Origin of the sequence: Biformimicrobium ophioploci, assembly GCF_030270605.1 — a bacterium.
GTDB classification, from domain to species: Bacteria; Pseudomonadota; Gammaproteobacteria; order Pseudomonadales; family Cellvibrionaceae; genus Biformimicrobium; species Biformimicrobium ophioploci.
In genome coordinates, this window is sequence record NZ_BSYJ01000006.1 from 228,277 (window position 1) to 241,759 (window position 13,483).

Sequence of the window (13,483 nt, forward strand, 5' to 3'; positions counted from 1 at the left end):
TTCAAATAGCAACTGCCTGTTAGCGACCGCCGACTGGGTAGTTTGGCGCCTCTTTAGTGATGGTCACATCGTGTACATGGGATTCACCCATGCCCGCAGCGGTAACCCGCACAAACTCCGGACGGGTGCGCATGGTCTCGATATCGTTGCTGCCGGTGTAACCCATCGCAGAGCGCAGGCCGCCCATCATCTGATGCACGATGGCGGCGATCGGTCCCTTGTAAGGCACACGACCCTCGATTCCTTCTGGCACCAGTTTTTCCGCGCCCTTGCTGGCATCCTGGAAGTAACGGTCGGATGAACCCTGGGTGCGGCTCATGGCGCCCAGGGAGCCCATGCCGCGATAAGATTTGTAGGTACGGCCCTGGTACAGCTCTACCTCGCCCGGCGCTTCCTCGGTACCGGCAAACATGGAACCCATCATTACCGAGCTGGCGCCGGCCACGATGGCCTTGGAGATATCACCGGAGAAACGAATACCGCCGTCAGCGATCAGCGGAACTCCGGTACCTTTCAGCGCGCCAGCGACTTCCGCAATCGCGGTAATCTGCGGCACGCCAACACCGGTAACAATTCGGGTAGTACAGATCGAGCCAGGACCAATACCGACTTTCACCGCATCCGCGCCCGCCTCGACCAGCGCCAGCGCTGCAGCGCCGGTGGCGATATTGCCGCCAATCACATCCACACCCGGGTGCATGCTCTTGATGCGCTTCACGCGGTCAATCACATTGAGGGAATGCCCGTGCGCGGTATCCACAACCAGCGCATCCACGCCAGCCTCAACCAGCGCCGCAACGCGGTCATCCGTATCCGGGCTGGTACCGACAGATGCGCCAACACGCAGGCGACCGTCCGCATCCTTACAGGAGCTCGGGTACTGTTCTGCCTTGTTGAAGTCTTTGGTAGTGATCAGGCCACGCAACTCAAACTTGTCGTTGACCACCAGCACACGCTCGATGCGATGCTTGTGCAGCAGGTGCTGGACCTCCTCTGCGCCAACGCCTTCGCGTACGGTTACCAGGCGCTCTTTCGGGGTCATTACGCTGGCGACAGGCAGGCTCATATCGGTCAGGAAACGCACATCACGGCCCGTGACAATACCCACCAGGTCTCCGTTTTCCAGCACAGGCACACCGGAGATCTGGTGCTGGCGCGTCAGTTCCGCCAGCTCGCTCACAGTGGCGCGGGCATCAATGGTGATCGGATCCTTGACCACACCGGCCTCGAACTTCTTGACCGCGCGCACTTCCCGCGCCTGATCCTCGATGCTCATGCTCTTGTGAATAATGCCGATGCCGCCCTCCTGCGCCAGGGCGATGGCCAGGCGCGCCTCTGTCACGGTATCCATGGCCGCGGACAGCATGGGGATATTCAGGGTGATATTGCGACTGAGCTTGGTTTGCAGGCTCACATCCTTGGCGGTGACCTCGGAATAGCCGGGCACCAGCAGGACGTCATCAAAAGTGAGGGCTTCGCGGGCGATGCGTAACAGATCGGACATTGACACCTAAACCTCAGAATAAGGGTAAGAACGGTATCCGCTCTATTTTATCCCAGATACCAGTTTAGAGAAAAGCCCTATTTCGCTTTCGACCGAATTTCGGTACTAACTTCCTAAAAAGGGGGGCGATCTACCTTTACCCGTTGCCCTGCCACTGCAATGATGTGTCCCCCGACACATCATTCATCGATACGGACACCTCTGGTCACAAAATGGACAGGCAAGCCCCGCAACGACAGGTCTTCTCAGTCAGTGAACTCAATCGCGAGGTCAAACAGCTGCTCGAAGGCAGCATTCCCCTGCTCTGGGTGAGTGGCGAGATTTCCAACTTTGCCCGTCCTTCGTCTGGCCACTGGTACTTCACCCTGAAAGACAGCCGCGCGCAGGTGCGCTGCGCCATGTTCCGCGGTCGCAATATGGCTGTGCGGTTCGCGCCGCAAAATGGCCGCGAGGTCCTGATCCGCGCTAGGGTCAGTCTTTATGAGGGGCGTGGTGAATACCAGCTGATTGCGGAGCATATGGAAGAAGCCGGCCACGGTGCATTGCAGCGCGAGCTCGAACTGCGCATGGCGAAACTGCGTGCAGAGGGCCTGTTTGCGCAGGAACGCAAGCGTCCGCTGCCGCAGTTGCCAATGCGCATTGGCGTGATCACCTCCCCTACCGGTGCTGCGGTAAGGGATATCATCCATGTGCTGGGCCGGCGCTGCCCGGCGGCAGAAATCGGTATCTGGCCCGTTGCCGTGCAGGGCCAGGAGGCCGCGCCACAAATCGCCGCGGCCATACAGCGGGCCGCGGCCAGCGGCAGGCACGACCTGCTGATCGTCGGCCGTGGTGGCGGATCACTGGAGGACCTCTGGCCGTTCAACGAGGAGATCGTGGCCCGTGCCCTGGCCGCCTGCCCCATTCCCACCATATCTGCAGTCGGCCATGAGACCGATACAACCATTGCCGACTTCGTGGCCGATGTCCGAGCACCAACCCCCTCCGCAGCGGCGGAAATCGCCAGCGCCAACGCGGCTGGCCTGTCAGAACAACTGCAGGATGTCACCGAGCGAATGGCACGCAGCATCCTCAACACACTGCGCCACCACGCCGAGCGCCTGCGCGGTATTCGCAATGCCCTGCGTCACCCGAGCGATCGCATAAACAGTGCCGCACAGCGTCTCGACCAATTGGAGCTGCGCCTCCGACGCGCCGCAAACCAGCGTATCGCTACTGGCCAGCACAAACTGGCTCAGGCCCGCGGCGTGCTCCATGCGCACAACCCCGGCATCCGCCTCGCTGCCGCACAGCGCCAGCTGTCATCGAGCCGGGATCGGCTCGCCACCGCGATCCGGCACCTGCTCAAGCTCCGCACCGGCAAACTCGAACGCAGCGCCCAGCTGCTGCACAGCGTGAGCCCGCTCGCAGTACTGGGGCGCGGCTACAGCATCGTGCTGGACAGCAATAACTCGGTCGTAACCGATGCCGCGCAGGTTAGCACCGGTGACCGCATTCGTGCGCGCGTCGCGCGGGGTGAAATCGAGGCAGAAGTGGTCGGCACCGGCACTGCGGCAGCAGGACCCGAACAGAAATAATTCGGCCTTATATCCAGCACCGGCCTTATAACCTTTTTCGCTGCCATCTGGCCGGGACCAGTTTTACACTCCAACACATGTCCGGCTATTGGAGCCCGTCGTGTTGATTTCATCGTCCCAACGTTTCGCACGCACCCTCGCTACCTGCCTTATAGCGGTGCTGGCATTCGCCTGCACCCCTGAGCGGCCTTCACAATCCGGCTCATCGGCTGGCGAGCAACCTGCCGCAGCGCCCCCGGCGGAAACTGCCGCGGAGGTCCCGCCGCCAGAAGAGGCCGAAAATCTCGCGAAACAAACTCCCGCTGAAAAGCCAGAATCGACGCCAGTCGATGACGATGGCAATAGCAGTGGTACTTCACAGGAGGATCCGCTGGAGGAGGCCGTGAAAGAAGCCAGAGAGGAAGTCGCGCGCTACATCGAGACTGGCGATCTGGATGCCATCGCTAAGCGCGGCACCCTGCGCATACTGACTTTCTCACTGATGGAGAATACCGAGCTGCCGCGCAATGACATTGTCACCCGCGGCCATATCCAGATGGCGCAGAGTTTTGCCGAGTGGCTGACACTTACGCCGGAGTGGATTCTGGTGGACTCTCCCGAAGCTGCCATCGAGGCGCTACGCGAAGGTAAGGGCGACCTGATCGGCGACAACCTGTCAGAAACCAAACGCCGCCACGCGCTGGTGGATTTCAGCAAGCCACTGGCTGCAGTGAATGAATTCGGGCTGATCGGCAAGGATGCAAAAGCGCCGGACGACCCGGATAACCTTACGGGCAGGAAATTGCTTGCCAGGAAAGACTCCCTGTTCAGCGAGTGGGCCGAGCGTTATGCGAAGGAAAACCCGGAAATGCATATCGATGTGGAAGAGATCCCCAACGATGCACGCATGGATGACCTGGTCGACCGCATCAATGCCGAACCAGACAGTATCCTCATCGCTGACAGTAATGAAGTAAATGCCCTGAAGCACTACCGTGATGACTTCCAGGTACTGGACCGCGAAGATGAAGGACGTCACATTGCATGGGCACTGAGAAAGGAAAGCCCGCAACTCATAGCCAAGCTCAATGAGTTCATCACCTTTTCCGTTGCAAAGGCCTCCACTACTACCCGGTTTTCGGATGACTGGGACAAAATCAAGAAGCGCGGCGTGATCCGTATGCTCACTCGCAATTCACCGGAGACCTACTACATCTGGCGCGGCCGCCTGATGGGCTTCGACTTTGACCTGGCCAGGCAGTTTGCCCTCAATAACAAACTGGGCCTGCAGGTGGTCGCGGTACCCTCTGACATCGATCTTTTACAGATGCTGAAGGAAGGCAAGGGCGATTTCGTTGCCAGCTCATTGACGGTCACCCCCGAGCGGGAAGGCCAGGGTGCTACCTTTACCGCACCGTACGTCAAGGTCGGCACCAACATCCTGTCGAACAAGCAAACCGGCCAGATCGACGGCCCGGAAAAGCTGAAAGGCAAGGTGCTTACCGTTCGTTACCATTCACCCGTAGTCTCTCAGGCACGCGCGCTGGCCGAGCAACACGGTTTTGAAGTGCAGATTGCGCCCCGCGATATCTCCACCGACGCCATCATCTCAAAAGTCGCCAGCGGTGAATATGATGCAACAATCGTGGACACAAACCTTGCGGAAATCTCCATCAGTAACTTCGACACCCTGCTACTGGGCATGAAGGTTGGCGGGGAGAAACCCCAGGCCATGGCGGTACGGGATGAGAACCCGGCGTTGGCAGAAGAGCTCAACACGTTTATCGCCAAGGCGGAAAAATCCGGCTTCCTGGACAAGACTTACGACACCTATTTCAAGCCGGAAGCCAAACACGCAGCGACATTCAAGCAGAGCTACGACAAGAGCGGCGCCATTTCACCGTTCGATGACATCGTTAAGAAAGCTGTTGAGGGTACAGACTTCGACTGGCGCCTGATCGTGGCGCAGATGTGGCAGGAAAGCCGCTTTGACCCCAAGGCCAAGTCCCACGCGGGTGCCCAGGGCCTGATGCAGGTCATGCCGGCCACGGCCAAGGGTATGGGTTATAAGCCCCCGCTCTACGACCCCAAGAAATCGGTGAAGGCTGGTGTTGAGTACATGGTCTGGGTAGAGAACCGTTTCAAGGACGTTATCGAGCCGGAGGACAAGATCTGGTTTACCCTCGCGTCTTATAACGCCGGTATCGGCCACGTATTCGATGCACGCAGGCTGGCCAAACAACAGGGCTGGAACAAGGATGTCTGGTTCGGCAACGTGGAAAAAGCGATGCTGTTACTGGAGCAGGAAAAGTATTTCCGCAAGGCGCGCTATGGTTACGCCCGCGGTTCCGAGCCGGTGCACTATGTGAAGACCATTCGGGAGCACTATGTCGCCTATGCCGCGGTCGCAAAAGCGCTTTCGCCCTTCTACGACCCGGAAATCTATCGCTATATCCCGATCTACCTGCCGTCACCACGAGAATTCGCAGCACCCTGACCGACGGCGGTGCGGGTTATCAGAGAGTCAGCACAATCTTGCCGATGTGCTGGCTCGTTTCCATCAGCCGGTGCGCCTCTGCAACCTCTTCCAGCGGGAAAGAGCAATAAACCTGCGGCCTTAGCTGGCCCGCCTCGATCAGGGGCCATACATTGGTGCGAAGTGCCCGCGCGATCTCCGCTTTCACCTCAGGCGAGCGAGCGCGCAGCGTGGAGCCCGTCAGGGTCAACCGCTTCAGCATCAATGGCATCAGGTTGAGTTCGACTTTCGCCCCCTGCAGGAACGCGATATTGACGATCCTGCCGTCCTGCGCGGCCACATTGATACTGCGCTCTACGTAGTCACCGCCAACCATATCGAGGATCACATCGACTCCGGCCAGACCGGTTTCCTCCAGAATCACCTCGACAAAATCCTCCTCCCGATAGTTGATCGCGCGACTCGCGCCGAGAGACTCACAGGCCGCACACTTTTCAGCGCTGCCCGCCGTGGCATACACTCGCGCCCCCATTGCACTGGCCAGCTGGATTGCCGCAGTACCGATTCCGGAAGAACCACCGTGCACCAGCAGGGTTTCACCACTCAGCAAGCCTGCGCGATCGAACACATTGCTCCAGACGGTAAACAAAGTTTCCGGAAGCGCCGCCGCTTCAACCAGCCCCAGACCCGCTGGCACTGGCAGGCACTGCGCGGCCGGTGCCGCGGCATATTCTGCATACCCGCCACCGTTGGTCAGGGCGCAGACCTGGTCGCCCACCTGCCAGCCCGTCACACCCTCGCCGAGTGCCTCAATCTTCCCCGCAACCTCCAGCCCCATAATCCGTGATGCCCCGGGTGGCGGCGGATAGAAGCCCTGCCTCTGCACAATATCAGGCCGGTTGACCCCGGCCGCTGCCACGCGAATCAGCACCTCGCCGCGCCCCGCTTCTGGCTTGCGCCCTTCAGCGACCTGCATATTTTCCGCTGCGCCCGGCTCCGGGCAGTCGATGTATCGCACTGAAAACTCCAAAAAAATGTTACGAATCAAAACGTTGCCCGCGCTATATAAAGGGACGACAGCAACTCCTGCATGCCTGGCACGAACGTGCTTTTAAATTCACTTATTTGTCGCCGAAAATCTGTATAACATGGAAACTGCATTCGGCGATAACGCCAGTGTTTTCACTACGGGGATGTTCCGAAAACACGGAAAAAAATAAAGCCGAAGCGTATCTATGATCAGCCAGGAGAGATCAGCATGACGAATCGGACCCTTCACAAAAAAATACTGAGCATGGTAATTGCCAGCCTCGCCATCCCGGCCGTGGCACAGGAAAGCCGCACGCTCGAGGAAGTCACCGTTACCGCACAGAAACGTGTGGAAAGCCTGCAGGATGTACCCATATCGGTTTCCGCCGTCAGTGGCGACAAACTGGCGGATGCGGGCATTGAAAAAATTGCCGACATCACCGCCTATGTGCCCAATATGCACATGACCGAATCCGGTATCAGCACGCAGTTGCGTATCCGCGGCATTGGCTCCGGCAACAACCAGGGCTTTGAACAGTCCGTCGGGCAATATGTCGATGGTGTCTATTACGGGCGCCAGCAACTGATCCGGGCACCGTTCCTGGACCTGGAGCGCGTTGAAGTCCTGCGCGGGCCGCAGCCCACCCTGTTCGGCAAGAACAGTATCGCCGGCGCACTGAACATGACCACCGCCAAGCCCACGGAGGAATTCGAGGGTAGCATCCGCGCAGCCTATACCCCGGAAGTGGGCGGCACTGAACTCACCGGCGTCGTCTCCGGGGAAATCGCCGAAAACCTGCTGGGCCGGCTCGCATACCGCAACCACCAGCAGGACGGATATATCGAGAATACCTTTACCGGTGACGATGAACCCAACCTCGATGAACAGGCGATCCGCGCCACCCTGCTCTGGTCTCCGACCCCGGATCTGGACATCACCTTCAAGGCGGAGCGGGACACCTTTGACGTCAGCGGCCGCCAGATAGAGATCGTTCAGGACGATGTCTATTCCGCCACTATGCAGGCATTCGGCCAGCCGGGCTTTGAAAGCCGAATCGACGGCAAGCGCCAGGCCGACGGTGGTGACTTCAGCAAGAACAATCTTTCCAACTACACCCTCACGGCAGACTACCAGCTCGGTGAAAACACACTGACTGCAATTTCCAGCTGGGTTGCGTATGACTTCGACGAACTGTGTGACTGCGACTACATCGCTGCGGACATTTTCACTGTGCCAATGTCCGAGGACTACGAGCAGTTCAGCCAGGAAATCCGCATTACCTCACCGGGCGGTGAAACTGTCGACTGGATCGGCGGCATCTTCTACCAGACCTCCGACCAGGAATTCCGCGATGCGATCAATGTGCAAACCACCAGCGTGGTGGTCCCGGCCCTGACCGTACTCGGTGTCCCGCCCCAGGCGGCGGTACAGATTGGCGGCACCGCTGCCGCGCGCGTATTCGAGCAGGGTAGCGATGCCTGGGCGGCCTTTGGCCAGTTCACCTGGAATATCGATGACAGCAACCGCCTGACCGTTGGCGGTCGCTATACCCGCGAAGACAAGGACGGCTCGCGCGTCCTGAATGCCACCATGATCGACGGCTCGCCCCTCGGCGCCGCCAATGCGGCGGCGGCAGCGCTCTATTACGGTGTGTTTGCCGTACAGTCCGAGCAGTTCAACCCGGACGGGCTCGGTGGCAACCTGGGGCACAACCTGTCCGGCGACCGCCAGGAATCTGCCTTCACACCGCTGATCAGCTATCAGTACGACCTCGATGAAAACGCCATGCTCTACGCCAGCTTTACCAGCGGCTTCAAGGCGGGCGGCTTCGATGCGCGTGCGAATAACATCAACTCCTTCGAGTTTGATGAGGAAGAAGCCACCGCATTCGAGGCTGGGGCAAAGACCCGCTTTGCCGATGGTCGTGCGGAATTCAATATCGCTGTTTATCGCACCGAGTACGATGACCTGCAGATCAGCCAGTTTGACGGCACGCTCGGCTTCAATGTGGGTAACGCCAGGGAGACAGTCGTTCAGGGCATCGAACTGGATGGCCGCTGGCTGATGACCGATAGCCTCACGGTCAGTTATGCCGCTTCGCTGCTGGACTTCAACTATGAGGACTTTGAAAACGGCAACTGCTACGCCGGCCAGGTCCCGGATGGCGTCATCGCGCCGTGGGGCGTGCAGCTGTGTGATTACACCGGCAAGGCGGGGCAGTACACACCGGAACTCACTTTCAACGCGGGTATCGAGCACAACCTGCCGCTCAACGGCGATCTGGAGCTCAATTCCGCACTGGACCTGCAGTTCGTGGATGCCCATAACGTCCACCCGAACCTCGATCCGCAATACCGCATCGATGCCTACACCACCATCAATGCGAGGTTGGCACTGGATAGTGACAGCTGGTCGGTGGCGCTGGTGGGCAAGAACCTGACCGACGAGGATATTATTACCTACGCCGGCAACGCGCCGCTATCCGGCACCTTCGGGGCAAGCACTTACTACGCTTTCCTGAAGCCGCCGCGCACCTTGGCGCTGGAAGGGGCATTCCGGTTCTAAACCTGCCTTTCCGTGAAGCCCGCTTCGGCGGGCTTTTTTATTGCCAAGAGGTAAATTCAGGGGTCCAGCACACGCCGGTACCCATGAAAAGCATCGTTGCTGAGATAGAACTTCATCCTGCCCCCATCCGGGGAAAGCATCACATAAAAAAACAGCAGCTCCTCGGGGTCCTGGGTTGCGGCCTCACGCCCGTAGCAGCTCGGGTTACCGTCATTACTGATGCGTTTGACGATCAGGTTGTAACCCCTGCCGGATGCGACCTGCTCAAGGGAATATTCCAGCACGCCTTTGCGAACGCCATCACTACCTTCGATACGGTAGTGATCGAGGAAATTCAGGTACGCTTTATTGCAGGCCTCCGGCAATTCATAGCTGGCCGATTCGAACACCCACAACCCAACCAGAGGATTGGCCGCTGCCTCCCTGGCACCAGCATGCAGGGAAGCCAGCACCAGTGCACCGAGAAGCAGGTTCCTGATCAGGGCGACAGGCGATGGATGTCCCACTGCTCGCCTTCCCGGGTGTACTCGAAGCGGTCGTGCAGGCGCTGCGCCCCACCCTGCCAGAACTCAAAGCGGTCCGGTACCACGCGATAGCCACCCCAGAAATCCGGCAGCGGAATCTCACCGTCCGAAAATTTTTCCTTCATCTTTTCAAATTGCTGCATCAACAGCTGGCGGGTACTGATCGGGCTGCTCTGCCTCGAGGCCCAAGCGGCCAGCTGGCTCCCGCGCGGGCGGGTGGCAAAGTATTTCAGCGCCTCGGTGGCAGACAATTTCTCTGCGCGGCCGTTGATGGCGACCTGGCGCTCAAGGGAATGCCACGGGAAATGCAGGCTCACCTGTTCGTTGGCGGCGATATCCTGCGCCTTTCTGCTGCCCAGGTTCGTATAGAAAACGAACCCGCTGGGGTCAAATGCCTTTAGCAACACGATGCGCTGCGTGGGGCGCCCGCTGGCATCCACCGTCGCTATGCACATCGCCGACGGGTCACTCAACTCAGAGCGGACCGCCTCCTGCATCCACACACGGAACTGCTCGAATGGCGAATCCAGCATGTCGTCGCGGTTCAGGCCACTCTTGAGATACTCCCGGCGCCAGTTTTCCAAATCCATAAAATTCCCTCTGCGAGCTGAGTCGTGCCGTGGCGCAAGATAATGCCGAGGCTGTTGGTCGCGCGCAAGATTGTTCGCCTTTTCCATTGCCGCCGCGCAGTCTCTGCAGCGGCTTGCAGCCTACCATTCTTGGCTATAGGCTGCGCTGTCATTACAACTTTCAGCCCAAACAAAAAGCCAATTACAAGAGAGTTTACTATGCCCAGCTGCGCGCAAACGCTGGTTTCCCTGCTTGCCGATTACGGCGTCGACACGGTGTACGGCATCCCCGGCGTCCACACCATCGAACTCTATCGTGCCCTGCCCGACAGCAACCTGCGCCACATCACGCCCCGACACGAACAGGGCGCCACATTTATGGCCGATGGATACGCGCGGGCCACGGGCAAGCCGGGTGTATGCTTTCTGATCACGGGACCAGGTGTGACCAATGCCGCCACGGCAATGGCGCAGGCCTACTCCGATTCAATTTCTATGCTGGTCATTTCCGCGGTCAACCGTCGCGCGGATCTCGGCATGGGCGAGGGACGCCTGCACGAGTTACCACACCAGCAGGATGTAACCCGTGGTTTCTGCATCTGGCAGCATTCCATCACCGACCCCAACCAGCTGCCGGCAGCCATCCACCGCGCTTTCCAGTTGTTCGGCAGCGCGCGCCCCGGACCGGTACATATCGAAATCCCGATTGACCTTTTCCCGGCAGAGGTAACGGTCGATGCGGGCAGCGCCATGACTATCCACAAGCCCGGCATCGCCCCCGCTGCGCTGGAATCCGCCAGTGCCTGGCTGGCGGAGGCTAGCAATCCGGTCCTGCTACTGGGTGGCGGTGCCATGGACGCGGGGAAAGCCGCCACGGCGTTATGTGAAAAACTGGATATGCCTGTATTCCTGTCTCTCGCTGCCAAGGGCATTGTTGACGAGCGCCACCCCCTCTGCGGCGGCGCAAACCTGAGTTTCCCGCCTGTGCGCGAGCACATCGAAAAGGCCGACCTGGTCCTCGCGGTGGGTACGGAACTGGCCGAAACTGACCGCAACCTGGAGCGAGACAGCTACCGGTTCAGGGGCCGCGTCATTCGCATCGATATCGATCCCGCGCAATTATCCACCGGTGCTGCGGCAGATCTGCCAATCTGCGCAGACGCGCAACTGGCACTTTCCGCTCTGGCGTCAGCCGCAACGGGACGTCCGGCAAAGACAAATAGTGCCGGCACGGTGAAAAAGCTGCTGGCCGAGTGCCGGGCACACTGGTGGCCGGGGTCAGAGGAACGCCTGCCGTGGGTAGAGGCTTTGCGCGAAGCGTTGCCTAAGGAAGCCATCGTCGTTACCGATTCCACCCAACTCGCGTACAACACCAACCACGCCCTACCCTTGTACGAGGCGCGTAGCCACCTGACCTGCACTACCGGTTACGGCACCCTGGGTTATGCCCTGCCAGCAGCGATTGGAGCCTGCCTGGGCAGCAATCGACCGGTTTGCGCACTGATTGGCGATGGCGGCCTTATGTTTACCCTGCCTGAACTGGCGGCAGCAGTAGAGCAGTCGCTCAGCCTGCCAGTCATTGTTTGGAACAACGCCGGCTACGGCGAAATTCGCGACTTCATGGATGCTGCCGAGGTCGAGCAGGAGGGCGTCAATATCGCGCCTCCGGATTTCGTCGCCACAGCCAAGGCATTCGGCGCCAATGGTATTGCGGTAGAATCGCCGGAACAGCTCGTCGATGCCGTAAGGGAAGCGCTCAGCGCGGGCCGCCCAACCCTGATCGACGTTCGAATTTAATAAAATTTTTAGTGAGTATGCCCAATGAAGCACCTCGATAAACTCTACATCAATGGCGCCTGGGTTGAGCCGGGCTCCAGCGAAAAGCTCGCCGTCGTCAACCCGTTCACCGAAGAGGTGGTTGCGGAAGTCGCAAGCGGTACGGCCAGTGACGTGGACAAAGCTGTTGCCGCGGCAAAAGAGGCTTTCAGGAGCTGGCGCAACACATCCTCTGAGGAACGTGAGCGGCTGATCAATGCGATCGCCGACCGCATGGAGGCACGTGCCGACGACCTGACCCGGGCCATCTCCGATTCGATGGGCAGCCCCTATCACCTCGCCCGCGACATCCACGTGATGGGGCCGATCTACGGCATGCGCTCGTTTGCCGCGCGCGCAAAGCTCATGGATGAATCAGAAAAGGTCAACAACTCCCTGGTGGTCAAGGAGCCGGTCGGCGTCTGTGGCTTCATCACCCCCTGGAACTACCCGCTGCACCAGTTTGTCGGCAAGGTGGCGCCCGCACTGGCAGCCGGCTGCACCATGATCCAGAAGCCGTCCGAGCAGACCCCGCTGCAGGATTACATCATGGCGGAGATCATGCAGGAGGCCGGTGTTCCGGCGGGCGTGTTCAACCTGGTGCCGGGCACCGGCCCGGTGGTGGGCGCGGCGCTTTCGGCGCATCCGGACATCAGCATGGTTTCGTTCACCGGATCGACCCGTGCGGGCATCGAGATCGCCAAAGCTGCGGCTCCCACGGTCAAGCGCGTTACCCAGGAACTGGGCGGCAAGTCACCGCTGCTGATCGCGGAAAGCGCCAATCTGGAAGAAGCGGTCAAATACGGCTGCGACGATGTTTTCATCAACACCGGGCAAACCTGTACCGCCCTCACCCGTATGCTGGTGCCGGAGAGCCGCTACGAGGAGGCCGTAGCCCTGGCCAAGGCCAATGCCGAGGCAGTGGCAGTGGGCGGCGGCGACGATGCCTTCATGGGACCCATGTCCTCTGCGCGCCAGAAGCGCGTGGTACTCGACTACATCCAGAAGGGCATCGATGAGGGCGCCCGACTGGTCACCGGCGGCACTGATATGCCGGAGGGGCAGGCCCGCGGCTTCTACGTGCGCCCCACCGTCTTCGCCGATGTGAACAACGAGATGGCCATCGCCCGCGAGGAGATCTTCGGCCCAGTGATTTCCATGATCCCCTACAGGGACCTGGACGAAGCCCTGGCCATCGCCAACGACACCAGCTACGGCCTCTCCAGCGGCGTCTTTGCCGGCACCGACGAGGAGGCGCTGGCCATTGCCCGGCGCCTGGACGCCGGCCTGTGCTTTATGAATGGCGGCGACTTCAACTACGACGCGCCCTTTGGCGGCATGAAGCAGTCCGGTAACGGGCGCGAATTCGGCAGCCAGGGCCTGGAGGAGTTTACCGAGGTCAAGGCCATCCAGATGCCGTCCTGACCCGACACAACCGCTTTAC

The 13,483-nt window shown here is 59.9% G+C and carries 9 protein-coding genes; 5 read left to right on the forward strand and 4 right to left on the reverse strand.

Annotated features, from left to right (window positions below):
* Positions 1–19: 19 nt before the first annotated feature.
* A complete protein-coding gene (guaB, locus tag QSJ80_RS14170) occupies positions 20–1,495 on the reverse strand; it encodes an IMP dehydrogenase (protein ID WP_285765169.1) in 1,476 nt (491 codons plus the stop codon).
* Between the two features lie 221 nt (positions 1,496–1,716).
* On the opposite strand from guaB, the gene xseA reads away from it, so the two are divergent.
* Both xseA and QSJ80_RS14180 read left to right on the forward strand, forming a co-directional pair.
* A complete protein-coding gene (gene xseA / locus QSJ80_RS14175; RefSeq protein WP_285765126.1) occupies positions 1,717–3,081 on the forward strand; it encodes an exodeoxyribonuclease VII large subunit in 1,365 nt (454 codons plus the stop codon).
* A 100-nt stretch (positions 3,082–3,181) separates the two neighbouring features.
* The gene (locus QSJ80_RS14180) at positions 3,182–5,557 is read left to right on the forward strand and encodes a transporter substrate-binding domain-containing protein (protein ID WP_285765127.1); all 2,376 of its coding nucleotides are present in this window, start codon (positions 3,182–3,184) and stop codon (positions 5,555–5,557) included.
* A gap of 19 nt (positions 5,558–5,576) precedes the next feature.
* On the opposite strand, the gene QSJ80_RS14185 is transcribed toward QSJ80_RS14180, so the two are convergent.
* Complete coding sequence (locus QSJ80_RS14185; protein WP_285765128.1) at positions 5,577–6,554, reverse strand: NAD(P)H-quinone oxidoreductase; 978 nt, start codon at positions 6,552–6,554, stop codon at positions 5,577–5,579.
* 240 nt (positions 6,555–6,794) lie between these two features.
* Between QSJ80_RS14185 and QSJ80_RS14190 the strand changes: the two genes are divergently transcribed.
* Positions 6,795–9,131: a TonB-dependent receptor gene (locus QSJ80_RS14190; RefSeq protein WP_285765129.1), complete on the forward strand. Its 2,337-nt coding sequence runs from the start codon at positions 6,795–6,797 to the stop codon at positions 9,129–9,131.
* Between the two features lie 56 nt (positions 9,132–9,187).
* On the opposite strand, the gene QSJ80_RS14195 is transcribed toward QSJ80_RS14190, so the two are convergent.
* Positions 9,188–9,637: a hypothetical protein gene (locus QSJ80_RS14195; RefSeq protein WP_285765130.1), complete on the reverse strand. Its 450-nt coding sequence runs from the start codon at positions 9,635–9,637 to the stop codon at positions 9,188–9,190.
* Positions 9,610–10,245, reverse strand: a complete 636-nt coding sequence (gene pdxH, locus QSJ80_RS14200) for a pyridoxamine 5'-phosphate oxidase (protein ID WP_285765131.1) — start codon at positions 10,243–10,245, stop codon at positions 9,610–9,612. Before pdxH ends, QSJ80_RS14195 begins: the two co-directional genes overlap by 28 nt.
* A 198-nt stretch (positions 10,246–10,443) precedes the next feature.
* Between pdxH and QSJ80_RS14205 the strand changes: the two genes are divergently transcribed.
* Entirely contained in the window at positions 10,444–12,021 is a 1,578-nt protein-coding gene (locus QSJ80_RS14205; RefSeq protein ID WP_285765132.1) for a 5-guanidino-2-oxopentanoate decarboxylase, read from the forward strand.
* Positions 12,022–12,045: 24 nt separating this feature from the next.
* Positions 12,046–13,464, forward strand: a complete 1,419-nt coding sequence (locus QSJ80_RS14210) for an aldehyde dehydrogenase family protein (RefSeq protein ID WP_285765133.1) — start codon at positions 12,046–12,048, stop codon at positions 13,462–13,464.
* Positions 13,465–13,483 lie beyond the last annotated feature (19 nt).

What these genes read in the sequence shown, in the direction of transcription:
- QSJ80_RS14205 (WP_285765132.1), top strand. Translation starts at nt 10,444, where the DNA reads ATGCCCAGCTGCGCGCAAACGCTGGTTTCCCTGCTTGCCGATTACGGC.
- xseA (WP_285765126.1), top strand. Translation starts at nt 1,717, where the DNA reads ATGGACAGGCAAGCCCCGCAACGACAGGTCTTCTCAGTCAGTGAACTC.
- QSJ80_RS14190 (WP_285765129.1), top strand. Translation starts at nt 6,795, where the DNA reads ATGACGAATCGGACCCTTCACAAAAAAATACTGAGCATGGTAATTGCC.
- QSJ80_RS14210 (WP_285765133.1), top strand. Translation starts at nt 12,046, where the DNA reads ATGAAGCACCTCGATAAACTCTACATCAATGGCGCCTGGGTTGAGCCG.
- pdxH (WP_285765131.1), bottom strand. Translation starts at nt 10,245, where the DNA reads ATGGATTTGGAAAACTGGCGCCGGGAGTATCTCAAGAGTGGCCTGAAC.